Here is a 25,790-nt window from a genome sequence, read left to right on the forward strand (position 1 = left end):
TCAGATTTTAGATTTCAGATTTAGACCTAGCCAATTACTCGATTGCTGTCTGAAATAGGTAAATTATTTTTTAAAAAATCATTAATTCCTTGTTCGTCCATGTGGACCACGCGCCAATCGGATAAAACCTTTGCTCCGGATTTCTCATAAAATTTAATCGCTGGTGTATTCCAGTCGAGCACGTTCCATTCGATACGGCGTACGTTTTCTTTTTCTCCTTCTTTTATAATTTCAGAATAGAGCGCCATTCCGGCTCCAGTTCCTCTCATCTTTTCGGTAACAATCAAATCTTCAAGATGAATGGTCTTTCCTTTCCACGTTGAAAATCGGTAATAGAATAACGCCATTCCGATAATTTGATTACCTAATTCTGCCACAAAAGTATGGAACAGCGGTTGCGTTCCAAAACCATCGCGAACCAGATCTTCTTTTGTAATAACGACTGCGTCTGGCTCTTTCTCCAAAACGGCCAGTTCTTTAATTAGTCCTAAAACAGCAGGCATGTCGTTTTCAGTACCTTTCCTGATTATCATTTTTCCTCTATGTATTTCAGCTTTCGCTTTTCACAGCGAATATATTAAAAGCTGATGCAACTGCACAATTATCGGTATTTCTTTTCGAAATCAGCACATCAATTTAAAAAACACAAAAATAACAATTATTTATATTTGTAACATTTTTTGATAAATATTTTTTTGATGGCATTTTAAAATTATAGCAATTTATAAACGATATTTGCACCCACAACTACAACGTTATAGTAATGGAGGAACGCAATAAAACATTAGGGGAATTTATTATTGAAAAACAAGAAGATTTTCAATATTCTTCGGGAGAATTATCAAGGTTAATCAACTCCATCCGACTGGCTGCCAAAGTCGTAAACTACAAGGTAAATAAAGCTGGGCTAGTAGACATCGTGGGCGCTGCAGGTGCCCAGAATGTGCAGGGAGAAGACCAACAAAAATTAGATGTCTTTGCAAACGACACTTTTATACAGACGCTTATCAATCGTGAGATTGTCTGCGGTATTGCTTCGGAAGAAAGCGATGATTTCATCGTCATCAAAGGCCAAGACGAAAGCCATAACAACAAATATGTGGTGCTGATGGATCCGCTAGACGGTTCTTCAAATATTGACGTGAACGTTTCTGTAGGAACGATTTTTTCTGTCTATCGAAGAATCACGCCGATCGGAACTCCGGTAACTTTAGAAGATTTCTTGCAGCCGGGCGTGAATCAGGTAGCGGCAGGTTATGTAATTTACGGTACCTCGACGATGCTTGTCTATACGACTGGCCGCGGCGTGAACGGTTTTACATTAAACCCAGCTATCGGAACATTTTATCTTTCGCACCCGAACATGCAATTCCCTAAAGACGGAACTATTTATTCGATAAACGAAGGAAACTATGTTCATTTTCCGCAAGGCGTAAAAGATTATATCAAATACTGCCAGCTGGAAGAAGGCGACAGACCTTATACTTCACGCTACATCGGAAGCTTGGTTTCTGACATTCACAGAAACATGATCAAAGGAGGGATTTATATTTATCCAACAAGCTCAAAAGCGCCAAGCGGCAAGCTACGCCTGCTATACGAATGCAACCCGATGGCTTTTCTGGCAGAACAAGCGGGCGGAAAAGCATCAGATGGTTTTGGAAGAATCATGGAAATCCAGCCGACAGAACTGCACCAACGCGTACCGTTCTTTTGTGGCAGCCAAAATATGGTCGAAAAGGCCGAAGAATTTATGAAAAAGGCAAGTAATTAGATATAAAAAAAGCTCCGATTGGAGCTTTTTTTATTTATTCATGTGAGTCATTTCGAAAAGGAAAGTGTCTAAGTCTACGCCTAACACAAGCAATGATAAAGCTTTGTCAACAATATAGTGCACGTTTCCAGGAGTAAATCCTAATGCTAAAGCAAATCGTGTAAGGATTTCTTTTTGCTTTGGTCCTAAGACGTGATCAGCATATACCATTCTTGACAGATCGTACAAACGCTCTAGTCTTTGCGTGTGCAAATACGGAGGATTGATCGGGTATTTCGTTGGATTTGCAAGAATTTCGGCATACTCTTCAGAAGAGATTTCCAATTGCATGGCCAGCTTGTCCAAGAAATGTCTTTCTTCTTCGCTCAAATGCCCGTTTTCCATTGCAACTCTCACGATAGAAGAGAAATGTCCTTTATTTCTATTTTTAAATCCGCTATCAAATAAATCTGAAATTGACATAATTATATATTTTTTGCAAATATAATCCTATTTCTATTTTAACGGCACAAAATGCCGACTTTTCTTAACAGAAATAAACTCTTTCCAAAATATATCGTAAGTTTGGAATCCCAATCAAAATTTTCAATATATGTCTGAGTTTTGGATCTACTTCAACACAGGATTGCGTCACGTTTTAGACATTCACGCCTACGACCATGTCTTATTTTTAATCGCTCTTACTATTCCTTATGCTTTTAAGGATTGGCAAAGGGTTTTGCTTTTAGTCACTCTTTTTACGGTGGGACATACCATGGCATTATTGCTTTCTGTATATGGATTCGTTCAGATAAAAGTGAATCTTGTTGAATTCTTGATTCCAATAACCATTTTAATTACGGCTTTCTTTCATCTTTTTACAGCTGGGAAAAACAACAAGAAGGAAAGCATCAGCTTTATTGCTATCGTCACCTTATTTTTCGGAATCATCCACGGACTCGGATTCTCCAATTATTTTAATACGATTTTACCTGGAAATGCTTCCGCCAAGCTGATTCCTTTGTTAGAATTTGCTTTGGGAATTGAAGCCGCACAGGTTATCGTCGTCCTTATTGTATTGATATTATCGTATATCGTACAGACCGTCTTTCGTTTTTCAAAACGCGACTGGACGCTCGTCATGTCGTCTTTTGTAATCGGCGTGGTCATCCCGATGGTTATTGAGAGTGAAATCTGGGGGCGCTAGAGAAGATACCGATGCTACTCTAAATAAGTGCGCAATCTTTCCTATCTTTGGATTTTAATTGAATACACGTGGCAGACACTAAGATATATTTTGCTTCAGACCAGCATTTTGGAGCTCCTACACCCGAACTCAGCTTTCCAAGGGAACAAAAATTTGTAGCTTGGTTGGATGAAATCAAAAAAGATGCAACCGCATTATTCTTATTGGGCGACTTATTCGATTTTTGGTTTGAATACAAGACTGTCGTCCCAAAAGGATTTGTCCGTGTTTTAGGCAAATTAGCCGAAATCCGTGACAGCGGTATTCCTGTTTATTTTTTTGTGGGCAATCACGATTTGTGGATGCACGATTATTTTCAAAAAGAATTAAATATTCCTGTCTATCATACTACGCAAGAATTCACCTTTGACGGCAAATCATTTTTGATCGGTCATGGCGATGGTCTCGGTCCAGGCGACAAAGGCTACAAAAGGATGAAAAAAGTGTTTACTAACCCCTTTTCGAAATGGCTTTTCAGATGGCTGCATCCGGATTTGGGCGTACGATTGGCGCAATATCTTTCTGTCAAAAACAAATTGATTTCTGGAGACGAGGATGTACGTTTTTTAGGAGAAGAAAATGAATGGTTGGTGCAATATTCGAAACGAAAGTTGGAAACCAAGCACTACGATTATTTCGTGTTTGGCCACAGGCATCTGCCTATGACTATAAAAGTGGGAGAAAATTCAAGCTACGTAAATTTAGGCGACTGGATTGGCTATTTTACGTACGGTGTTTTTGATGGAAAAACGTTCGAACTGAAAGAATACAAAAACTAATTCTGACAGATTTCATCTAGATATTCTTTTAGCTGGATCTGGAAGATCGTTCCTTCTACCAAATCCTTTATCTGCATCAATTCGTTTACCGAAACGGCCAAATCAATTTGCTGTAACGGTGTTTTCAGCAAGAACTTGTGACATTTCCTTTTAAACTCGCAGCCATTGCAATGAGCATCACCGCAGGCAGCATCAATAGTATCGGCAAAGATATTGAGTTCTTCTTTTGAAAGGTAAAAACCTGTTTCTTTAAAAACCAGTTGCACCTTGCTTTTCAGCACTTTTTGCTCTTTTTTCCAATGAAAAGCGACACCAAAATCATTAAAATAGATTTGCTCAATTTCTTTCATAACCTGAATTATTTCGAACAAATATAGGAATTATTTAAAATCATTCTAAATTAAATTATCTTAAAATTTAGAAAACTTTTTGCATCTTACTCCTTTCCTTTAATATCACGAAGTCGTAATTGCAGGCTCACATTTCCGTTGAATTCATTTTCTTCTATCGAATAGACGGCGTCAAAAAGCTGACGTTCTTTCGCTATGTCAAACTTATTCCCCATTTTAAATCCGATAGCGCCAAACCCTTCCGAATTCTCTTGTTTCACAAAAAGACGCAGGTGCTCCTCATCGTTGCCTATCTTTTTTGCATAGCCCGTATCGATAAGGTCTTTAGTCAAGAAAATAGGCGTCATGTTCATCGGCCCGAAAGGTTCAAATTGCTTTAGTATTCGGATAAACTTTTCGTTGATATCGATTAAGTCGATTTCAGCATCAATCAGAATTTCAGGAGTCCGTAGTTCTTCGGCAATCGTCTCGGATACTACTTTTTCAAATTGATTTTTAAAATTTTCGAACTGAGTTTCTTCTAATGTAAGTCCTGCCGCATACATATGTCCGCCAAATTGCAGCAAATATTCAGAACAGGCTTCCAATGCATTATACACATCAAAATCCTTCACAGAACGTGCCGAAGCCGCCAGCTTATCGCCGCTTTTGGTAAACACCAAAGTCGGACGATAATAGGTTTCTATCAAGCGTGAAGCCACAATCCCGATAACTCCTTTATGCCAATCTTCCTGATATACTACTGTCGAAAATCGATTTTCTTCCTGATTGTCTATAATCTGTGTCAAGGCTTGCAAGGTAATCTGTTTGTCCAGATCTTTCCTGTCGGCATTAAAAACTTCGATTTCTTTAGCAAAAGCTTCGGCTTCCTCGATTCCAAATTCCGTCAGCAGTTGCACGGCATAATTTCCGTGTTTAATCCGTCCGGCCGCATTTATTCTTGGGGCAATGATAAAAACGACATCACTGATCGTAAGCTGTTTTTTCTTTAGATTTTGAGTAATCGCCTTAAAACCGGGACGAGGATCAGCGTTGATAACCTCCAAACCAAATTTGGCCAAAATTCTGTTCTCTCCAGTCATAGGAACAATGTCAGCCCCAATTGCTGTTGCAACCAAATCCAGATACGGAATCAAATCTTCAATCGTATGATTTCTGTTTTGAGCCAAAGCCTGAAGCAATTTGAAGCCGATGCCACAACCGCATAGTTCATCATACGGATAGTTGCAATCGTCGCGTTTTGGATCTAGAATGGCCACGGCTTCGGGAAGCGAATTTCCTGGCCTATGGTGGTCACAGATTATAAAATCAATACCTTTTTCAGCTGCATAAGCGACATGGTCGATTGATTTTATACCGCAGTCCAACGCAATTATTAATGTAATTCCGTTGTCTTCTGCATAATCGATTCCTTTAAAAGAAACTCCGTAGCCTTCGTCATAACGGTCCGGAATATAGGTATCGACGTTAGGATAATAAGTTCTTAGATAAGAGGAAACCAAAGAAACTGCTGTAGTTCCATCGACGTCATAATCGCCAAAGACTAAAATATTTTCTTGCTGTTTGATGGCTTTTTCAATCCGAGCAACAGCCTTGTCCATATCTTTCATCAGGTACGGATCATGCAGGTCTTCTAGTTTAGGTCGGAAAAATTGTCGGGCTTCTTCAAAAGTCTCGATGCCTCGTTGCACAAGCAATGTTGCCGTAAGTTCGTCAACGCTTAAGGAATTTTGTAGGCTTTTTACTTTTTCTGAATCGGGTTTAGGTTTAAGGTTCCAGCGCATTTTGTATGGATTTTAAGTTAAGGTGCTAAGGCTCTGAGGTGCTAAGGTTTTAAGGCTCCTTAGTAACTCAGTACCTTAATTAGGATGATATAGTATTCGGACTTCGACTTTGGCAAAATGACGGAACATTTCCATCACGCCGCAATATTTTTCTACGGACAAATCAACAATTTTTTGAAGTTTTGTTTCGTCAAGGTTCAATCCGTAAAAATGATAATCTACACGAACCGTGTGATAATATTTTGGGTGTTCTTCAGTCAGGTCGCCTTCTACTTCAATTGAAAAAGTATCAATATCAACCTTCATCTTTTTAATTAAAGATGCGATATCAATTCCAGTACAGCCCGCCAATGAAGCGAGCATCATGGATTTAGGACGAAGTCCATCATCGTGCCCGCCATATTCTGGATCGGAATCCATTTTTATTTTTCCACCTGGATTCGTGGCTTCAAAAGCCATATCTCCAAGCCATTTTGTAGTTACGTGATGTGTCGCCATGACTATATTGTATAAGATTTTACTTGCTGCTTTTTCCTCCAACAATCACCACAATCTCGCCTTTTGGAGGTTTCGCTTCAAAATGTTTCAAGACTTCCGAAGCGGTTCCTCGAACGGTTTCTTCATGCAGTTTAGACAATTCCCTAGAAACAGAAACCGACCTATCTTCTCCAAAATATTGGATAAACTCTGCTAACGTCTTGACCAATTTATGGGGCGAAACGTATAAAATCATGGTTCGGGTTTCCTCAGCCAAAGCCAGATAACGTGTCTGCCTTCCTTTTTTGTCTGGGAGAAAACCTTCAAAGACAAATTTGTCATTCGGCAAGCCGCTGTTGACCAACGCAGGAACAAAAGCGGTAGCACCCGGAAGGCATTCTACGGCAATATTGTTTTCTACGCAGGCACGCGTCAGCAAAAACCCTGGATCGGAAATAGCCGGCGTTCCGGCATCCGATATCAAGGCAATGGTTTCACCCGATTTCAATCGTGCAATCAGATTTTCCACCGTTTTGTGCTCGTTGTGCATGTGGTGGCTCTGCATATGCGTTCCAATCTCAAAATGTTTCAGCAGCTTGCCGCTGTTTCGAGTGTCTTCTGCCAGAATCAAATCCACTTCTTTCAGGACTTTTACCGCCCTAAAGGTCATGTCTTCAAGATTCCCGATAGGTGTTGGAACTAAATATAATTTTGACATCTAGCTTATTTAAACTTGTTTTCCACTACCTCCAAAAAGCGTTCTGCATAATCTTCCTTGCCTTTCCATTCGTTGTAATCTGGCTTTACCAAATCTTCAATGAAATTTTTCGCGTCTTGGAAAGTATCAAAAGTATTCAATTGCGACAGGACTCTGTTGAAATCTTCGTTGCTGCCTCCAAAAAGATGGTTTACAAAACCGACTCTGTCGTTCAGACCGATCGTGATTCCTTTGGTTACTTTTTCAACGGCTGGTTTTGGCGCTTCGGCAACAGGTTCTTGTATAGGCTCAGGTTCTGGCTCTATTGCTTTGACCTCTTCTTCAATTTCTTCTTTCACTTCCTCTTTTGCAAGCTCTTCATCGTGGTCGTGTTTGTGTTTTTCTTCGATTTCAGCTTTCACGAATTCTAAGTCTTTGTAATCGGAGCCCAAGAAATCTTCAAAGATAATCTGATGTCCAGACTCTTTTGCGACTTCTTCGACGTCTTCTTTTTTGTCGAAAGCCAGTTCAAATGCAGGTTCTATTACTTCTTCTTTCGTTTCTTCTGATGCTTTTTCTTCTTCTGCAGTAACGCTTTCTTCCTCTTCTTCAGACTCTTCAACGACACCCTCTTCTTCATTTTCAGCAGCTACGGTTTCTTCTTCCAGTTCTTCATCAGAAAGCTCGATTTCTCCAACAACTACTTTTTCTTGTTCTGATTCGGGTTGTGTTTCAGCTTCTTCTTCCGCCACTTTGATTTCTTCTGCCGTTTCAACAGTTCCCGTTTCTTCTTCTTTCGGCGTTTCTTCCACAGCTTTTTCTGCTTCTAAGGCAATTTCCTCCTGCACGTCCATCTCAACTTTGCCTGGAACTTCATTTTCATCAAAAGCCGTTTCCAGCACTTCATACGCCTCAGATCTTCCAATTGTCGGCTGTGCGCCTGTAAAATTCTCTTCTACAAACAACAAAACAGACAATTTTTCATACAGTTTTTGGCTTTCCTGATGCAGCTGAATCAGTTCTGATTTATTTTTCAGCTTCAAGATTCTGTGCGCAATACTGATTAATTCGGCTTCTAATTTTTTCTTCATAACTTTTGATATTATATTGAGTAAAGCAATGGTTTTTTAATAAATTTGTTTTCATCACAAAGTAAAAAAAACTAATCCTTTTTAAGGCTGAAAAATACAAAATGTTTCTCGAAAATACAGTAAATCATAAAGAACAATTTGGCTGGATTGAAGTAATCTGCGGTTCGATGTTTTCGGGAAAGACCGAAGAGCTTATCCGCCGTTTGAAAAGGGCTCAATTTGCCAAGCAGAAAGTAGAAATTTTCAAGCCTGCCATCGACACACGCTACCATGACGAGATGGTGGTTTCACACGATTCTAACGAAATACGCTCTACTCCTGTTCCTGCCGCTGCCAACATACGCATCTTAGCGCAAGGCTGTGAAGTTATCGGTATCGATGAAGCCCAATTTTTTGATGACGAGATTGTTTCGGTCTGTAATGACTTGGCCAACTCTGGAATCCGCGTTATTGTTGCCGGATTGGATATGGATTTCAAGGGAAATCCTTTCGGCCCGATGCCTGCACTTATGGCTACGGCAGAATATGTGACGAAAGTCCATGCCGTCTGTACCCGAACAGGAAATCTTGCCAATTACAGTTTCCGTAAAGCCAACAACAATAATCTGGTTATGCTGGGAGAAACGGAAGAATACGAACCGTTGAGCCGCGCCGCATATTTCAATGCGATGAAAGAGCTTCAGGAAAAAGAAGAAAGCTTTTTTTCAAAGAACAAGAAAACTCCGTAAGCCAAGACTTCCAAATTCACACAATAAATTAGAGCGCAAGCATAACAAGAAGGCTATTGCGTCGTATACCTGCGTGACAGAACCACAATTCCCATCAAAAAATTAGTTATTTTTACATAGCTTTAAAAAGAAAATAAATTGAGCCTGAAAATCCAACATATCATTCCTGAGATTCACGCCCGTTTCTCTGGAAATCCAGATACTGAAATCGACACCGTTTCTATCGACAGCCGTTCATTGCAAAACAATTCACAAACGTTGTTTTTTGCTTTGACGGGACTGAATAATGATGCCCATCAATACATTCCCGACCTGATTGCCAAAGGCGTTCAGAATTTTGTCGTTAATCATATTCCAAAAGATTTAGAAAGTAAAGCCAATTTTCTCCTCGTAGAAAACACCTTGCAAGCTTTGCAGGATTTTGCTTCCTACTACCGAAAATCTTTTCATTTTCCGATTATCGGAATCACGGGAAGCAACGGGAAGACCATCGTAAAAGAATGGCTGAATTTTCTGCTGAGCCCAGACTACAACATCATCCGAAGCCCGAAGAGCTATAACTCGCAAGTCGGCGTGCCGCTTTCGGTAATTTCAATAAACGAAAAGCACAATCTTGGAATTTTTGAGGCCGGAATTTCGACCGTTCATGAAATGGAAAAGCTGGAAAAAATTATCCAGCCGACTATCGGGATCTTAACCAATATTGGTTCCGCTCATGACGAAGGCTTTCAGAATCTAGAAGAAAAAATTTCGGAAAAACTCCGTCTTTTTGAACATTCCGAAGTCCTGATTTACCAAAAAAACCCGCTAGTCGATTCGCTTATAGATGCTACTACAAAAACTTTTTCGTGGAGTTTCAACGACAAAAATGCGAATGTCTTTATAACGCAAAAGCAACTTTCTGAAAAAACACAGCTAAGCATTTCCTACGATACGATTTCTTTCAACGCTATCATTCCTTTTCAGGACAAGGCTTCCATCGAAAACGCCATAAGCTGCCTGATGGCCTTGCTTTATCTCGGCTATCTGCCAGAAATCATCCAAGAAAGGATGCAGTTGTTGTATTCCGTTGAAATGCGCCTGAAAGTCAAAAACGGAATCAATAATACGGCAATTGTCGACGACAGCTACAGTTCCGACTACCAATCGCTAAAAATTGCATTGGACTTTCTGGAGCAGCAGAAACAATACAAGAAAAAGACCATCATCCTTTCGGACATCATCCAAAGCGGATTGCCGACGGACGAATTGTACAAAAAGGTTTCAGAACTCGTTACCTCCAACAAAATAGACCGTGTTATTGGCGTAGGTGAAGAAATCGGGACTTACTCTAACAGTTTTAAAAACATCATCACCTACAAAAACACAGACGATCTTATCTCGGATTTCAAAAACCTGAATTTTGAAAACGAAACCATATTGATCAAAGGAGCACGAATTTTCCAATTCGAAAAAATTGCCTCCTTGCTGGAAGAAAAGACCCATGAAACGGTTTTAGAAATCAACCTCAACGCCATCAGCCACAACCTGAATTTCTTCAAATCGAAGCTAAAACCGCAAACCAAGCTTATGGTGATGGTCAAAGCTTTCGGCTATGGAAGCGGCGGTTTTGAGATTGCAAAACTTTTGGAATATCACAAAGCTGACTATTTGGGCGTTGCTTTTGCCGATGAAGGAATTGCGCTGAAAAGTGCCGGAATCACCCTGCCTATCATGGTCCTGAATCCAGAAAACACAAGCTTTAGCGCCATCATTGAGCACAATCTCGAGCCTGAAATCTATTCCATCAAAGGATTGAGAGCTTTTCTAAAGATTGCCGAACAGAAAAACCTCGAGCAATTTCCTGTCCATATCAAGCTGGACACCGGAATGCATCGCTTGGGTTTTCAAGAAAATGATTTGGACGAACTGATAGCAACCTTAAAAAATACGCCTTCTATCAAAGTAAAAAGTATCCTTTCGCACATGGCTACGAGCGATGACCTGACGCACCATGAATTTGCGAAGTCGCAGATTGCTTTGTTTGAAAAACTGTCTGCAAGGCTCATGCAAGAGCTTTCTATAAACCCAATACGTCACATCCTTAATACGTCTGGAATCAGCAATTATCCGGAAGCGCAATACGATATGGTGCGCCTCGGCATCGGACTTTATGGTGTTTCTAACGATCCGTCGGAGACCAAATATTTAGAAAACGTAGGCACATTGAAATCGATAATTTCCCAGATCAGGACCATTCAGTCCGGCGAAAGCGTGGGTTATGGCAGAAGGTTTATGGCTTCAAAAGAAACCAAAATTGCGACCATCCCAATCGGTTATGCCGACGGAATTCCAAGAAGCTGGGGCAACCAGCTCGGTTATGTTATGATCAAGAATCAAAAAGCAAGTATTGTAGGAAGCGTCTGCATGGACATGCTGATGGTAGACGTTTCGACCATCGACTGTCTCGAAGGCGATCCGGTTATTATTTTCGGAGAAAACCCAAACGTTACCTACATTGCAGAAAAACTCGGGACAATTCCTTACGAGATTTTAACCGGCATTTCCCACCGTGTTAAGCGTGTTTTTTACAGAGAATAGCACAAATTTTAAAAATTCGGTGCAGAAATGTTAAAATATTTAACTACTTTAGCTAGTAACTAAAACCAATTTTTATATAATAATCCTAAAATCAACTAATTATGGGAATGGTATCTGAATTTAAGGCCTTTGCATTAAAAGGCAATGTCGTAGACTTAGCTATCGGGGTCATCATAGGCGCCGCTTTCGGAAAAATCGTAAGTTCATTTATTGAAGACGTAATCACGCCATTACTGCTCAAGCCAGCTCTTGAAGCCGCAAATCTTTCAAAAATTGAAGACTTGGTCATGTTCGGATCGGTCAAATACGGCCTATTTCTTTCAGCTGTAATCAATTTCCTTATCGTTGCTTTTGTGCTTTTCATTGTTGTTAAAGGAATCAATTCTGCCAGAAAAAAAGAAGCAGAAGCTCCTGCTGCACCGCCAGCTCCTACCAATGAAGAAAAATTATTGATGGAAATCCGCGATGCACTAAGAAATAAATAATCCCGAAATAGTACCGCTGCATTATATATTCTAACTAAACCGCTCACAAAACAGGGCGGTTTTTCTTTTAATTATTTATTTTCATAACAATATGTTATATTTTTATAATTCGTTTTTTCAATAACTTTATTAGCTACTTTTGCATTCAGAAAATCAGTTTTTAACCACTTTAAAAAATAGAATATGAAAGTTGCTGTTGTTGGTGCAACCGGAATGGTTGGCGAAGTAATGCTTCAAGTTTTGGCAGAAAGAAATTTTCCTGTAACGGAATTAATTCCCGTAGCTTCAGAGAAATCAGTAGGCAAGGAAATCGAATTCAAAGGAAAAAAGTATAGCGTTGTTGGATTAGAAACAGCCGTTTCAATGAAGCCAGAAATCGCCTTGTTTTCTGCTGGCGGAGAAACTTCTCTAGCCTGGGCGCCAAAATTTGCGGAAGCCGGTACTACCGTAATCGACAACTCATCCGCTTGGAGAATGCACGCTGACAAAAAACTGATTGTTCCTGAAATCAACGCTTCAGAACTGACCAAAGAAGACAAGATTATTGCCAACCCAAACTGCTCGACCATACAAATGGTTTTGGCATTGGCACCTTTGCATAAAAAATACAACATCAAGAGAATTATCGTTTCGACTTATCAATCCATTACCGGAACCGGAGTCAAAGCCGTACAGCAATTGGAAAACGAATATGCTGGAACTAAAGGCGAAATGGCTTACAAATACCAGATTCACAGAAACGCTATCCCACAATGCGACGTTTTCGAGGACAACGGATACACCAAAGAAGAGATGAAACTGGTGCGCGAGACGCAAAAAATCTTAAGCGATAAGACCATTGCCGTAACAGCCACTGCCGTGCGAGTGCCTATAGTAGGCGGACACAGCGAAGCCGTAAACGTAGAGTTCTCTACTGATTTCGACGTAAACGATGTACGAAAGATTCTTCACGAAACGCCTGGAATTGTTGTTCAAGACAATACAGACACCTTCACTTACCCTATGCCCCTGTATGCGCATGGCAAAGACGATGTTTTTGTGGGAAGAATTCGCCGCGACGAGTCGCAGCCAAACACTTTGAACATGTGGATTGTTGCCGACAACCTTAGAAAAGGAGCCGCTACAAACACCATACAAATTGCAGAATATCTAGTCGCTAACGGCTTGGTATAAGACCCATAGCTGACCAGCACATGCCACAACCGCCTGTTTTGACAAACCATAAAATTTGTTAAAACAGGCGGTTTTCTTTTACACTTTCATACATTTGCAATTGGATGAAGAAGAAGTTCGCCATAATAAACCTCTCATTGATGATTGCAGTATTGTTCTCGATACTGTTTCAATCAGTCCATTCCTATGAGCACTTCTTAGACGGAAACGTTGCTACTGTTAGCCAATCAGACGATGACGGCAGTACCAAAATCCAGACCCTCGACCACAATCACGAAAAATGTTTTGTCTGCGAATTTACCCTAAGCAGTTTTATCGCGACAGAAACCTTCACATTCAACCTTCAGGTCCCTTTCAAGGCTGTAGCCTACAACTTTCCTGCTGCAGAAACAACAGAATTCTTTGCAGGCAGCCTGTTTTCGCACCGCGGACCGCCATCTAGCTGTTAATTAACGAAAAGAGCCTTGCTCTTCTTTCGGGCTGTTTCTTTTAGAAGCATGCCTTAATTATCATTTTAGATTTTTTCAAAATGCGCTATATCCTATTTTTTGTTTTCCTCTTGGCAGGAAACCAAACCCTCGTATATTCTCAACACACGGTGAGCGGGAAGATTACCAACGAGAAAAAACAACCTTTGGCGGGGAGCCACATCCATGCCGGAACTTTTTTTGCGAATGCTGCAGCCGACGGGAGCTTTTCAATAAGTGGCATCCCAAACGGCAACTTGGCCGTGACCATCGAATATCTGGGCTATAAGACCCTAGATACCGTAATCGCTGTCCAGAAAGATGTCGTATTGGACATTTCCCTGAAGCCAGAAGTCTCGCAGCTGTCAGAAGTTGTCCTTAAAAAGACCCTTTCCGAGAAAAATGCTTCGACACAAGAAATCAAAGCTAACGTGCTCGAAAACTATAGCAGCGAGAGCCTGGGCGATGCCCTAAAGGAAATCAGCGGCGTATCGTCATTAAAGACCGGAAGTACGATCGTAAAGCCGATTATCAACGGACTGCATAGCAGCCGCGTGCTGATCGTCAATAACAACGTGCGCCTCGAAGACCAGCAGTGGGGCACCGAACACGCACCGAACATGGATGTCAATACCGCCGGGAAAATTTCGGTCATCAAGGGCGCATCCGGATTACAGTATGGCGGCGATGCCATAGGCGGCACCGTCATTATAGAACCCGCACACATTCCTGTAAAAGACACGATTTTTGGAAAGACCATTATCAACGGCGCATCAAACGGACGCGGAGGCAGCATTTCGTCTTCGCTCTCCAAAGGCTATGAAAACGGCTGGAACTGGAATCTTCAGGGAACGTTCAAATACTTTGGCGATTTCGAAGCGCCAGATTATGTACTTTCTAATACCGGAAACCGCGAGCGCAACCTGTCTGCCAGCTTAGGCTACAAGGGAGAAAATCACGGCTACAGCTTTTTTTACAGCTACTTTAATGCCGAGATCGGAATCCTGAGAGCCTCGCACATCAGCGGCATCTCCGACCTGATCCGCGCCATCAACAGCGGACAGCCTCAGGTCATTAGAGATTTCACTTATGATATCAATGCGCCCAAGCAGGAACTACAGCATCATCTCGGAAAAATTAACTATTACACCTATTTTTCCGATGCCAGTAAGCTGTCGCTCCAATACGCCTTCCAGTTCAACAACCGCCTAGAGTTTGACCTCAGGAGGGGCGATGACCGCAACAAGGCATCTGTTGACCTGGACTTGATGACTCACTCCTTCAATGCCGATTATGAAGCTAATTTTTCGGATAAGATGAAATATAAGGCTGGAATCAGCGGTGCTTACCAGAACAATGCAGCGAACACAGGCGCTACAGAGGTACGTGCCCTGATTCCGAATTATAACAAATTCGATGCGGGTCTCTACGCTATTGCCAGCTATCAAGCCAATGAAAAGCTGGTGCTGGAAACAGGCTTCCGCTATGATTTCAGCCACATCGATGCCAAGAAATATTATCTAAAATCTAGATGGACAGAACGCGGTTATGACCGCGATTTCAGCGATATCATTATCGGAGAAGAAGGACAGCAGTGGTATACCAATCCGGTGTTCACCTACCATAATTTTTCCGGAAGTCTCGGCGCCAAATACGAGATCAACGACAAGCTGCATTGGTTTGCCAACATCGGCGTGGCCAGCAGGAACCCTAATCCCGCAGAATTGTTTAGCGACGGGCTGCACCATGCTACCGGACAGATCGAATTGGGCGACTTGAGGCTGCAGCGCGAAGTAGCGCTCAAGATGTCGACCGCACTTAATTATGCTGCAGAGGGCTTTGCCTTTGAAATCAATCCTTATTTTAATACAGTTTCCGATTTCAAGATCCTAGTTCCAACCACCATCATCTTGTCGAACCGAGGCCCTTTTCCGGTCTGGGAATACCGTCAGGTAGATGCGAGGATGTTCGGGATCGACCTCACGGCCGATTATGACTTTGCCAAAAACCTCAACTGGCATTCGACCGCCGCTTTTGTATATGGCGAAGATGCGACCAACGACAGGCCGCTGATCGACATGCCTCCGCTGAATCTGAACAATACCTTGAGCTTTAAAAAGGAAAATTGGAATCATCTGGTGCTTGCTTTAAAAAACGAAACCGTCTTTACGCAGCAGCGCTATCCTAACAATGATTTTTATATAGACGTTACAGATTCTGGAGAACCTGTCAGCACTTTGGTGCAGATCAGCAAGCCGCCAAAGGGATACAGCCTGTTGCATTTTAGCTCAGAGATGAGTTTTGATGTCTTGAAAAAATCTAAAATGACCCTCGGATTCAATATCCAAAATCTTTTAAACACGAATTACAGGGATTACCTCAACAGGACGCGCTTTTATGCAGATGATCTGGGCAGGAATTTCAGGATTCAACTAAAACTAAATTATTAATTTTTTAAACCATTATTCTTATGAACGTATTTAAATTTTTATCAATGGGCTTGGCAGCCATAGCGCTTTGTTCTTCTTGCAGCAATGACGACAGCAATCCCGTGAACGAAGAAGAAGTAATCACGACCTTGACAGCTACCTTGACAGGCGGCGGACGTACGGTTACCTTAACGTCAAGAGATCTTGATGGTGCTGAAGGACCAAATGCTCCAGTAGTAACAGTTTCTGGAAATCTTGCGCCAAGCACTACCTATACCGGGTCGCTTGACTTGCTGAACGAGGCGGCTACGCCTGCCGAAAGCATTACCGAGGAAATCTTGGAAGAGGCACACGACCACCAATTTTTCTTTACCATTTCGAATGCGCTGGCAACAACAGCCTATGCCGTTCCAAATGACGAAAACGGAAAGCCGGTAGGACTTAACTTTACGTTGACTACAGGGACTGTAACTGGGACAGGTACTTTTACGATTATATTACGCCATCAACCGAACAAAAATGCCGAAGGCGTTGCAGCTGGCAACATCGCCAATGCCGGAGGAGAAACCGATATTCAGGTAAGCTTCCCGATAACAGTAGCCGCACAATAAATATTTTTATTTACTGCTCTATAAAAAACCGCCTCAAAAAGGCGGTTTTTGTTTATTTTCGAGATACGCCAATCCTTTCCGCCGATTAGTTAAGGCTTTCCGGAAGGGGAAAGAGGCAACTACGTGGCGAAAGCGTCAACTCAGGATGATAAGTGCAAAAGCCTCTTTTTCGTGTTATAAATTGAAATTCTGTTAATTAGATTCTGCTTTTTTTACATACAATCCATTTGATTGCTGTTTTTTTAGTAATTTAGGAATTTCAATGAACGTTTAGTAACCAAAAAATTGTAGATACTTATGAATTCGAAATTTACCTCCATTGTCAGAGTGCTTCTTGGACTCGTTCTTTTAGTTTTTGGATTGAACAAATTTTACACACTGCCCTTTATTCCGGTACCACAGCTGCCAGAAGACGCCGCAAGTTTTATGGGCTCGCTAGCCGCCACAGGCTATGTGCTGCCAATTATCGGAATCTTGGAAATTTTCATCGCCCTGCTTCTTTTTACAAAAAACTGGATTGCCTTTGCGCTGATCGTACTGGCTCCTATCTCCCTAAACATTTTGCTTTTCCATCTTTTCTTGGACCTTCCGAGCATCGGGGGCGCCATTTTGGTTGCTGTCCTCAACGGCATCCTTATCTACAAACATTGGCCGCAATACAGGCCACTTTTTAACTAATTAATAACTAACGATTCCCTATTTTTGTAAGAATCAAAAAACATTTTAATGAAAAAAGTACTCGTCACGATGATTGCAGCATCTGCCCTCATTTCCTGCAAGGAAGAAACAAAAGAAGAAGCTATAGTGCTTAAATATCCTGTAACCAAGCAAGTTGACACAGTCAACACTTATTTCGGAACCGAAGTAAAAGACCCATACCGCTGGCTCGAAGACGACAAGTCTGCCGAGACTGCCGCTTGGGTAAAAGCTGAAAACGAAGTTACCTTCGGCTATTTGGAAAAAATCCCTTTCAGGAAAGAGATGAAAGACCGTCTCGAAAAACTTTGGAATTATGAGAAGATTTCTGCCCCTACGCAGGAAGGAGATTACACCTATTATTTCAAGAACAACGGATTGCAAAACCAGTCGGTGATGTACCGAAAAGACAAAAGCGGCAAGGAAGAAGTCTTTCTTGACCCAAATACTTTTTCTTCTGACGGGACTACATCGCTGTCTTCTGTAGAATTCTCAAAAGACGGTTCTTTAGTAGCCTATTCAATCTCAGAAGCAGGAAGCGACTGGAACAAGATCATCATTTTAGATGCCGCTAGCAAGAAAAAACTAGAAGCTGAATTGGTAGACGTAAAATTCAGCGGTATTGCCTGGATCGGCAACGAAGGATTCTACTACTCCAGCTACGACAAGCCAAAAGGAAGCCAGCTTTCTGCCAAAACCGACCAGCACAAATTGTATTTCCACAAATTGGGCACGGCGCAAAAAGAAGACAAAGTTATCTTCGGCTTGAATGAAAAAAGAAGATATGTGGGCGCCAGCGTTACAGAAGACGACAAATATCTTGTCATTTCGGCTTCGACGTCAACTTCTGGAAACGAATTGTATTTCAAAGACCTTAGCGTTCCGAACAGCAAGATTGTAAACGTGGTTGATAATTTTGACAGCGACAACTACATCTTAGACAACGTAGGCACTAAGTTGTATATCGTAACCAACCTGAATGCTCCAAACCAAAGAGTAGTGACTGTGGATGCGGCCAACCCGAAACCAGCGAACTGGAAAGACTTTATTGCAGAAACAGAAAACGTACTTTCGGTTTCGACAGGTTCTGGATTCATCTTTGCCAACTATATGAAAGATGCCGTTTCTCAAGTAAAACAGTATGATTATGAGGGAAAAATGTTGCGTGAGATCAAATTGCCAGGCATCGGTTCTGCCGGAGGTTTTGGCGGTAAGAGAGAAGACAAAGAATTGTACTACTCGTTCACAAACTATACGACTCCTGGAACTATCTATGCTTTTGAGCCAAAAGCAGGAGTATCATCTGTATACGAAAAGCCAAAAGTAGATTTCAACTCTGCCGATTACGAAAGCAAGCAGGTATTCTACACGTCAAAAGACGGCACAAAGATACCGATGATCATCACGCACAAAAAAGGCTTGAAGCTTGACGGAAAGAATCCAACGATCCTTTACGGATATGGCGGTTTTAACGTAAGCCTTACACCAGCTTTCAGCATCAGCAATGCAGTTTGGATGGAACAAGGAGGCGTTTACGCGGTTCCGAACCTTCGCGGCGGCGGTGAATACGGCAAAAAATGGCACGACGGCGGCACGCAGCTGAAAAAGCAAAACGTGTTCGACGATTTTATCGCGGCGGCAGAATACTTAATCGCACAGAAATATACTTCGTCTGACTTCTTGGCTATCCGCGGAGGCTCTAACGGGGGACTTCTAGTAGGAGCTACCATGACACAGCGTCCAGACTTGATGAAAGTAGCGCTTCCGGCAGTGGGCGTTCTAGACATGCTTCGCTACCATATGTTTACTGCAGGTGCAGGATGGGCGTATGATTACGGAACGGCAGAAGATTCTAAAGAAATGTTCGACTACCTGAAAAAATATTCTCCAGTACACAACGTGAAAGAAGGCACAAGCTATCCGGCAACCTTAATCACTACTGGCGACCATGACGACAGGGTGGTTCCGGCACACAGCTTTAAGTTTGTGGCAGAATTGCAGGCAAAACAAAAAGGCGACAATCCGGTATTAATCCGCATTGAAACTAATGCAGGACATGGTGCAGGAAAACCGGTTTCTAAGACTATCGAAGAAGCAGCAGATATCCTATCGTTTACCCTATACAACATGGGAATCCGAGAGTTTAAAAAATAAGCTGCCCAATTTATCGCATAAAAAAAGCATCCAATTATGGATGCTTTTTTCGTCTTAAAGGGTTTCAAAATTTATTTCAACTTAACTTCTACTATTTCACCGTCGGTTTTTACTTCTACAAATTTCTCCAAACGTTCTTCGTGATTTTGGGTATAATACCTCTTTTCATAATGATCTGCTTGGGTACCATAACTGCCGTAGCTGGTTCCGGTATGCTCGTTGTAAGAACCTGTACTACTCCAGCTCATATTGCCGGTCAGGAAATACTTCCCAGGTTTCATATCCGGAAACGTAAACTTTCCGACGCTGTTGGATATGGCTTCAAGCCTGTATCGGAAAGCTGCATCCGACATATAAACATAGCGTCTCTTTCTTAAGTTTTCCTTGCTGTTTCGCAGCTTATACCATGCTTCAAAATAGGGCGTTACAGGAAACAACATAATCTTCATGTTATCGGCATAGATTCTCGGTGCCAAAGGTGCCGTTTTAGTAAAAGCAACTCCTGTAATTTTCCCTTTTCCCAAAGCCAAGGCTTTTTTAGCTTGTATGGAATCGAAAACCGCTTCTGGATAAAGGGTCGTGATTTTTTCTTCTTCTTCTTTCTCTACATATTGCGCCCGAAGATTTTGTCCAAGGCATAGCATAAAGATTACGAAATATAGAAACTTAAGATTCATAACATTAGGGTTTTTTAATTTATACTTGTTTTATAAATAAAAAAGACTTCCGTATTAAGGAAATCAATCCTTTACTTCGGAAGATAAAATTACTAACCTTAGGCTATTTTGTAGAAGATATTGGATTTTATTATTGAAAATTACCTGATATCAGGTATAGGAGCAGGCTTTGGCCTCTGTTACATTTGTATTTAAATTGTTGAAAATTAATACTATTAAAAAAAATAGATAACTTTGAAAAGAAAAATAACAGCTTAATTCTCTTACTATGAAAAAAGCATTACTTCTTGCAGTCTCTCTTTTTGGCAGCCAGCTATATGCTCAATGCTGGCAGACCGTTAGTGCTGGCAGCTCTCATACTGCCACAATAGCTTCTAACGGCACAATCTGGGCATGGGGCAGCAACTATTATGGCGAAATAGGCGACGGTACAAATATCGAGAGAAATGTTCCGACGGCATCGGGAAGCACATCAGGATGGCAATCTATTGTTGCTGGAGGCATGGTAACATTTGCTATTAAAACTGACGGAACCTTATGGGCGGCGGGGATGAATACTGCTGGACAATTAGGAGATGGAACGATGACAAACAAAAACACCCTGACACAAATAGGAACTGACACTAATTGGAAAACGGTGTCAACCCATAAATCTACCGACCTCACCCATACTCTCGCCATTAAAAACAACGGTACTTTATGGGCATGGGGCGAAAATACGGAAGGTCAGTTAGGCGACGGTACCAATATCAACAAGACAATACCAACCATAATCGGCTCCGAAAGCAATTGGCAATCCGTTTCGGCTGGATATAAAAGTACGGCAGCAATTAAGACCAATGGAACATTATGGACTTGGGGTGCTAACAATTATGGCGTATTAGGAGATGGTTCAACAGGCAGTAATAGAAATACTCCTGCGCAAGTAGGCAATGATACCGATTGGCGGATGGTTTCTGTGGGCAATTCTTTTATGCTAGCGGTCAAAAACGACGGAACATTATGGGCGGCCGGATATAACCTAGTTGGACAATTAGGAGACGGAACTTATAATAATAAAAATACGATAATACAAATCGGAACCGACACCAATTGGGTAGCCGTTAGTGCTGGAGGAAGTCATTCTTTAGCGCTAAAAGGCGATGGCACTCTATGGGCTTGGGGCAACAAAATACACGGACAATTAGGAATGGGAGCGCCCGCTGAGCATTCTAATATTATTACACCTACACAAGTCGGAACCGATACAAATTGGAAAATCGTATCGGCAGGATCCCGACATTCCTTAGCACAAAAAATAGATGGCAGTCTTTGGTCATGGGGTGCAAACGAATACGGTCAGCAAGGAAATGGAGCATTGACAGCAGTTCCTACTACGGTACCCACACCAGTAAGCTGCAATTTCTTATCCGCTACCGAAAAGGAAATTAAACCTGACATAAGCATCTATCCAAACCCAACAAAAGACAAGATAAATTTATCTTCAATCGGAGTTATCTCTGATGTGGCCCTATTTAATTTGCTCGGACAGCAGGTGCTTTTCCAAAAGGTCAATTCGACCGAAAATCAAATCGACATGACTACTTTGTCGAGCGGAACTTATTTGGTAAAAGTGTATGCCGACAATCAAGTAAAAACCTTAAAAGTAGTCAAGGAATAGCAACTCGATTCTCACGATATTATAAAAGCCACCCAAAAAGGTGGCTTTTTATGTTTTAGGTAAAAGACTGTCTATTGCAGCGAAAGCTTCTGCAGCAGTTCTTCCGAAACATCATCGATATACATTCCGTAAGAAGTAACTAAAATACCTTTTACACCATCTTTCGATTCGATACCATAAACCGTAGATTCTTCATCGGGATTGGTATCGCCTTCGTAGCGGTAGATTTCGGTAATCTCAAAATCGTCGGTGTGGTATTTGCTCGAATTGGCACTCAAGAAGCTGCCTTCTATATTAAAATCGACCATAAATCCTGCATCGCGGAGCTGTTTTATGGCCTCAAGGACTGTAGCGTATTTGTATTTAACACTCATTGGAAAAAAAGTTTTGGTTGTGTTCTTAAAGTTAGGAAAAATATCGATGCCTAGAATTAATACAGCAAATAAGTCGCGCCAATAGATCCATAAAAATAATTTTCTATCCTGTCATTACGCAGTTCCTTGCTTCGGAATACAAACAGATAATGAAGATTCCAGTGGTCTTTTCGGTATCGAAAACCGGCCACGCCATTAAAACGCAGCGGTACGAGATCAAACGTAACTGGACTGTTGTCATTGAAAAGTTTCCCTTGTATTGTAGCATCATAAACTTGGAGATTCAAGCTTGGGTTGATGTAAAAATAAAACTCTGACTGTTCTTTATATTTTGCTTTGTCGGAATTTAGCGAAGCACCGTACAATCCCGAATCATAAATAGGAAGCAACTTCTTTTTGAAGCTGATTCGTGCCAACGGCCCTACAGAAATTCCAGTAAAAACCGTCCCTAAATTTGCTTCGCCTTGCACATGAAAATCAATTTTGTTAGCTGGCTTCGTGCCTAACTTTTTAGAATAGAACAGGCCACCTTGTACAGCTATTCCATTATGGATTTGGTAGTTCCATCCTTGTACATCTTTATAGCCAAAAGCTTTATGGAATAATTTCTGAAAACCTTCTGCTTGCGAATTCGGACCGATAACGCCCAACTGCGTGCTGAATTTTAATACAGATTCGCTTTGATAGAATTTTGCAAATCCGGCTTCGGCAAAAAGATAGCCCGCAAACGGACGGTCGTGTTTTGAAATCGAAGCGGCTTCAACGGTGTGCGGATTATAAATGTATTGCCCGATTCGGAACTCGGTAGTTCTTTTATTTATCTTGGGATTTTCATTCGCATTCAGGTATCGGTAGAAAATTTCGATTCCGTTGGTATAATATTGATCGTTGACGGTAGATGTGAACAAATCGTTATCAATAACGAGACCTATTTCCCCAGAATGCTCTTGCGCAAAAAGCGGCAACGTAAAAATCAGGAACAAAAACAGGGGAAATTTTTGGCGCATAATCAATAGTCTAATTTGACATAGTTCATGTGCTTCATGATTCTGCCTTTTCTTCTTTCTGTATACGATGAGGAGTTGGTCGCTTTAAATTTTCTCGGGTTGGGAAGAATGGCGGCGATTCCGGCAGCTTCTCTTTTTGATACCTGCGAAGCATCTTTTCGGTACCAATGCTGCGACGCAGCCTGTACGCCATAAACGCCATCGCCCATTTCAATGCTGTTGAGATATACTTCCATGATACGCTCTTTGCCCCAGAAGATTTCAATCAATACGGTAAAATAAGCTTCGAGCCCTTTTCTCAAATAGCTTCTTCCTTGCCAGAGGAAAACATTTTTTGCGGTCTGCTGTGAGATAGTACTTCCGCCTTTTAGTTTTCTTCCTTTGGAATTGTTTTTATAGGCTTTCTGCAATGCTTTGAAATCAAAGCCATTATGACTTAAGAACGTTCCGTCTTCACTAGCAATTACGGCTTTTTGGTAATTTATAGAAATATCTTCAAGCGGCACCCAGTCGTGGCTGCAAGTCATTTCCTTTCCGGCTTGTTTTTGCTCTAGGGCACGAATGGCCATCAAAGGTGTGAATGGAACAGGTACAAATTTGAAAAGAATGACAAAAAAGATGGAAATTCCGAAGAACCAAAGCGCGCATTTCCACAAAAACCTGAATATTTTTTTCAACATAGTCTAAAAAAGAATCTTATAAATTTTAAATTATTCTGTAGCAAGATCAGCCAATTCTTGTCCGATCAAGCTTCCGATGGCTACACCCATTCCGCCAAGTCGCACGCCGCAACTCACATGCTGCGACAGTTTTTCGACAATCGGTTTTTTGCTCGAACCCATTCCCATAATGCCGCTCCAGCGATGTTCGATCTTGAAATCACGGTCAGGCAAAATTACTTCTTTTAAAATTTCTTCGAGTTTATTTTGTATTAAATCTGTCTGTCCGAATTCGGAAGTCGTTTCTCCTTCAATATCAAGGTTTCTCGCACCGCCAAACAAGATTCGGTCACCAAAGTTTCGGAAATAATAATAGCCTCTGTCGATGTGGAAAGTTCCTTTTATGTCTAGATTCGGAATCGGTTCTGTAATCAGCACTTGCGCTCTAGCAGGTTTTACCGCGCCTTGCGTTAATTTTTCCGCAAATCCGTTGGTCGCAAACAGCAGCTTTTTTGTTCGGAAATCAAAATCGTCGGTACTGACTTGCACACCTTCTGAAGTTTCATGATAGGCTGTCACATTTTGCTTATTCAGGATGAGAATACCCGCTGCAATAGCTTGTTTTAACAATGCCTCCATCATATTTCCGGTATCAATCTGACCTTCAAACGGATTAAAAATCAGGTATTCTTCTATACCACCGAAATTGAATCGGTCGATTTCTTTCGCAAAAACATCGGCTTTGAAAAGCGGTTTGAGCACATCATTTATAAAAGGAATCTTTTGAAGGCATTCATTGTAATGACTTTCGGAATTTTTGAGAAAAAGTTCGTAACCGCCATATAATTTGTAGTCGATGGCTGCATCGCCTAATCGTTTTCTGAGAAGCTGCAGTCCTTGCCAGCGTTTCTGGATCAGCTGGATGACTTCTTCTTCAGAATGGTTGCGAAGGTCGTCAATAATTTCGGAAATACTTCCAAAACAAGCAAATCCGGCATTCTTGGTACTCGCTCCTTGAGGCAGAAATCCTTTTTCTAAGACCAGTATCTTGCTGTCCGGGAATTTCTCGCGGAGCCGTAAAGCAGCGTGTAGGCCTACGATGCCACTTCCGACAATAGTAAAGTCTACATTTGAAAACCAGTTTTTCAGCTCCCAGTAGCTTAAATTCGCTTTCATTTCCTTGGTTTTTAAGGATAGTATTTCGTCTAGACAGCTATGCTTCTTCTTGACCGTCTTTTGGTCCGGTTCTTTTCTTTAGGTAATTGATTACGAGCGGAACGGTTGTTATGGCGACGATGCCTAAGACAATAAATTCGATGTGCGCTTTCAGGTCGATTCCAAATTTGGTAAGGAAGAGATCGTAAAGATAATGCCCTGCAAAGATGAGCGTAAATGCCCATAGGAATGAACTGACAATATTATAGAACATGAATTTCTTCTTTTCCATCGACACGATTCCTGCCACGATCGGTGCAAAAGTCCTGATGATAGGAACGAAACGCGCAAAGATGATGGCCCGCCCGCCGTGCTTTTCAAAAAAGATCCTGGATTCGATCAAATATTTTTTCTTGAACCAGAAGGTGTCTTTTTTGTTGTAAAGGTAATAGCCGCTTTTAGAGCCGAACCAATATCCAAAAGTATTGCCGATGATTCCTGCCGCAGCAATCATGGTTGACAAAACGACTAGGTTTATAAAATCACTTTCGATCGTAAAAAGTGTTGAAGTCAGCTCAGTACTGTAAATTCCGGCAAGAAACAGCAAGCTGTCGCCTGGAAGAAAGAACCCTGCAAAGAGTCCCGTTTCAGCAAATACGATAAACAAGACAACGTAGATTCCAATCGGAACGCCGCTGACTTTTAGGTTGATATAAAATTCAGGATTCAATAATTGCGTCCATTCAAAGCTTTCCATG

General features: G+C 41.4%; 26 protein-coding genes. 13 read left to right on the forward strand and 13 right to left on the reverse strand.

The window, feature by feature from the left end:
• Positions 1-26 precede the first annotated feature (26 nt).
• A complete protein-coding gene (locus GGR22_RS05990) occupies positions 27-533 on the reverse strand; it encodes a GNAT family N-acetyltransferase (RefSeq protein WP_182492929.1) in 507 nt (168 codons plus the stop codon).
• Positions 534-763: 230 nt separating this feature from the next.
• Between GGR22_RS05990 and fbp the strand changes: the two genes are divergently transcribed.
• The gene (fbp, locus tag GGR22_RS05995) at positions 764-1,774 is read left to right on the forward strand and encodes a class 1 fructose-bisphosphatase (RefSeq protein ID WP_121375440.1); all 1,011 of its coding nucleotides are present in this window, start codon (positions 764-766) and stop codon (positions 1,772-1,774) included.
• Between the two features lie 30 nt (positions 1,775-1,804).
• Here the strand turns inward: fbp and GGR22_RS06000 are convergent, their stop codons facing one another.
• Positions 1,805-2,236 carry a tellurite resistance TerB family protein gene (locus GGR22_RS06000; RefSeq protein ID WP_121375441.1) on the reverse strand — a complete coding sequence of 144 codons (432 nt, stop codon included), beginning with the start codon at positions 2,234-2,236 and terminating at the stop codon, positions 1,805-1,807.
• Positions 2,237-2,366: 130 nt separating this feature from the next.
• Here GGR22_RS06000 and GGR22_RS06005 point away from each other — a divergent pair, with 130 nt between their 5' ends.
• Positions 2,367-2,960 carry a HupE/UreJ family protein gene (locus GGR22_RS06005; protein ID WP_182492930.1) on the forward strand — a complete coding sequence of 198 codons (594 nt, stop codon included), beginning with the start codon at positions 2,367-2,369 and terminating at the stop codon, positions 2,958-2,960.
• A 68-nt stretch (positions 2,961-3,028) separates the two neighbouring features.
• A complete protein-coding gene (locus GGR22_RS06010) occupies positions 3,029-3,778 on the forward strand; it encodes a UDP-2,3-diacylglucosamine diphosphatase (protein WP_379730390.1) in 750 nt (249 codons plus the stop codon).
• On the opposite strand, the gene GGR22_RS06015 is transcribed toward GGR22_RS06010, so the two are convergent.
• The 5 genes from GGR22_RS06015 to GGR22_RS06035 form a co-directional block, all read right to left on the reverse strand.
• A complete protein-coding gene (locus GGR22_RS06015) occupies positions 3,775-4,128 on the reverse strand; it encodes a hypothetical protein (protein WP_121375444.1) in 354 nt (117 codons plus the stop codon). The two genes, GGR22_RS06010 and GGR22_RS06015, sit on opposite strands and share 4 nt — an antisense overlap.
• A gap of 86 nt (positions 4,129-4,214) precedes the next feature.
• Entirely contained in the window at positions 4,215-5,912 is a 1,698-nt protein-coding gene (gene recJ / locus GGR22_RS06020) for a single-stranded-DNA-specific exonuclease RecJ (protein ID WP_182492931.1), read from the reverse strand.
• A gap of 75 nt (positions 5,913-5,987) precedes the next feature.
• A complete protein-coding gene (locus GGR22_RS06025) occupies positions 5,988-6,410 on the reverse strand; it encodes an OsmC family protein (protein ID WP_182492932.1) in 423 nt (140 codons plus the stop codon).
• A gap of 19 nt (positions 6,411-6,429) precedes the next feature.
• On the reverse strand, positions 6,430-7,107 hold the full coding sequence (gene rsmI, locus GGR22_RS06030) for a 16S rRNA (cytidine(1402)-2'-O)-methyltransferase (RefSeq protein WP_182492933.1): 678 nt from the start codon (positions 7,105-7,107) through the stop codon (positions 6,430-6,432).
• A gap of 5 nt (positions 7,108-7,112) precedes the next feature.
• The gene (locus GGR22_RS06035; protein WP_182492934.1) at positions 7,113-8,177 is read right to left on the reverse strand and encodes a hypothetical protein; all 1,065 of its coding nucleotides are present in this window, start codon (positions 8,175-8,177) and stop codon (positions 7,113-7,115) included.
• Between the two features lie 101 nt (positions 8,178-8,278).
• On the opposite strand from GGR22_RS06035, the gene GGR22_RS06040 reads away from it, so the two are divergent.
• The 9 genes from GGR22_RS06040 to GGR22_RS06080 all read left to right on the forward strand — a co-directional run bounded on the left by GGR22_RS06040 (position 8,279) and on the right by GGR22_RS06080 (position 19,500).
• Complete coding sequence (locus tag GGR22_RS06040) at positions 8,279-8,905, forward strand: thymidine kinase (protein WP_121375449.1); 627 nt, start codon at positions 8,279-8,281, stop codon at positions 8,903-8,905.
• A gap of 138 nt (positions 8,906-9,043) precedes the next feature.
• Entirely contained in the window at positions 9,044-11,485 is a 2,442-nt protein-coding gene (locus GGR22_RS06045; RefSeq protein WP_182492935.1) for a bifunctional UDP-N-acetylmuramoyl-tripeptide:D-alanyl-D-alanine ligase/alanine racemase, read from the forward strand.
• A 101-nt stretch (positions 11,486-11,586) separates the two neighbouring features.
• Positions 11,587-11,970 carry a large conductance mechanosensitive channel protein MscL gene (gene mscL, locus GGR22_RS06050; RefSeq protein WP_121375451.1) on the forward strand — a complete coding sequence of 128 codons (384 nt, stop codon included), beginning with the start codon at positions 11,587-11,589 and terminating at the stop codon, positions 11,968-11,970.
• Positions 11,971-12,153: 183 nt separating this feature from the next.
• Positions 12,154-13,143 carry an aspartate-semialdehyde dehydrogenase gene (locus GGR22_RS06055; protein ID WP_182492936.1) on the forward strand — a complete coding sequence of 330 codons (990 nt, stop codon included), beginning with the start codon at positions 12,154-12,156 and terminating at the stop codon, positions 13,141-13,143.
• A gap of 104 nt (positions 13,144-13,247) precedes the next feature.
• Complete coding sequence (locus GGR22_RS06060) at positions 13,248-13,592, forward strand: hypothetical protein (RefSeq protein ID WP_182492937.1); 345 nt, start codon at positions 13,248-13,250, stop codon at positions 13,590-13,592.
• Between the two features lie 80 nt (positions 13,593-13,672).
• Positions 13,673-16,060: a TonB-dependent receptor gene (locus GGR22_RS06065; RefSeq protein WP_182492938.1), complete on the forward strand. Its 2,388-nt coding sequence runs from the start codon at positions 13,673-13,675 to the stop codon at positions 16,058-16,060.
• A gap of 20 nt (positions 16,061-16,080) precedes the next feature.
• Complete coding sequence (locus GGR22_RS06070; RefSeq protein ID WP_182492939.1) at positions 16,081-16,650, forward strand: type 1 periplasmic binding fold superfamily protein; 570 nt, start codon at positions 16,081-16,083, stop codon at positions 16,648-16,650.
• A 297-nt stretch (positions 16,651-16,947) separates the two neighbouring features.
• Complete coding sequence (locus GGR22_RS06075; RefSeq protein WP_121375456.1) at positions 16,948-17,328, forward strand: DoxX protein; 381 nt, start codon at positions 16,948-16,950, stop codon at positions 17,326-17,328.
• A gap of 48 nt (positions 17,329-17,376) precedes the next feature.
• A complete protein-coding gene (locus tag GGR22_RS06080; protein ID WP_182492940.1) occupies positions 17,377-19,500 on the forward strand; it encodes a prolyl oligopeptidase family serine peptidase in 2,124 nt (707 codons plus the stop codon).
• 71 nt (positions 19,501-19,571) lie between these two features.
• On the opposite strand, the gene GGR22_RS06085 is transcribed toward GGR22_RS06080, so the two are convergent.
• Positions 19,572-20,177 (reverse strand): hypothetical protein, encoded by a 606-nt coding sequence (locus GGR22_RS06085; protein WP_182492941.1) that lies wholly within the window; start codon positions 20,175-20,177, stop codon positions 19,572-19,574.
• A gap of 268 nt (positions 20,178-20,445) precedes the next feature.
• Here GGR22_RS06085 and GGR22_RS06090 point away from each other — a divergent pair, with 268 nt between their 5' ends.
• Positions 20,446-21,837 carry an RCC1 domain-containing protein gene (locus GGR22_RS06090; RefSeq protein WP_182492942.1) on the forward strand — a complete coding sequence of 464 codons (1,392 nt, stop codon included), beginning with the start codon at positions 20,446-20,448 and terminating at the stop codon, positions 21,835-21,837.
• Between the two features lie 71 nt (positions 21,838-21,908).
• On the opposite strand, the gene GGR22_RS06095 is transcribed toward GGR22_RS06090, so the two are convergent.
• The 5 genes from GGR22_RS06095 to GGR22_RS06115 are packed head-to-tail and all read right to left on the reverse strand — an operon-like array spanning position 21,909 to position 25,789.
• On the reverse strand, positions 21,909-22,211 hold the full coding sequence (locus GGR22_RS06095; protein ID WP_182492943.1) for a hypothetical protein: 303 nt from the start codon (positions 22,209-22,211) through the stop codon (positions 21,909-21,911).
• A gap of 56 nt (positions 22,212-22,267) precedes the next feature.
• Positions 22,268-23,218, reverse strand: coding sequence for a lipid A deacylase LpxR family protein (locus GGR22_RS06100; RefSeq protein ID WP_182492944.1), 951 nt, complete (start codon positions 23,216-23,218; stop codon positions 22,268-22,270).
• 2 nt (positions 23,219-23,220) lie between these two features.
• A complete protein-coding gene (gene mtgA, locus GGR22_RS06105) occupies positions 23,221-23,898 on the reverse strand; it encodes a monofunctional biosynthetic peptidoglycan transglycosylase (protein WP_121375462.1) in 678 nt (225 codons plus the stop codon).
• A gap of 30 nt (positions 23,899-23,928) precedes the next feature.
• Complete coding sequence (locus tag GGR22_RS06110) at positions 23,929-25,053, reverse strand: NAD(P)/FAD-dependent oxidoreductase (RefSeq protein ID WP_182492945.1); 1,125 nt, start codon at positions 25,051-25,053, stop codon at positions 23,929-23,931.
• 37 nt (positions 25,054-25,090) lie between these two features.
• The gene (locus GGR22_RS06115; RefSeq protein ID WP_121375464.1) at positions 25,091-25,789 is read right to left on the reverse strand and encodes a DedA family protein; all 699 of its coding nucleotides are present in this window, start codon (positions 25,787-25,789) and stop codon (positions 25,091-25,093) included.
• Position 25,790 lies beyond the last annotated feature (1 nt).

It is taken from the genome of Flavobacterium gossypii (genome assembly GCF_014138495.1).
GTDB classification, from domain to species: domain Bacteria; phylum Bacteroidota; class Bacteroidia; order Flavobacteriales; family Flavobacteriaceae; genus Flavobacterium; species Flavobacterium endophyticum.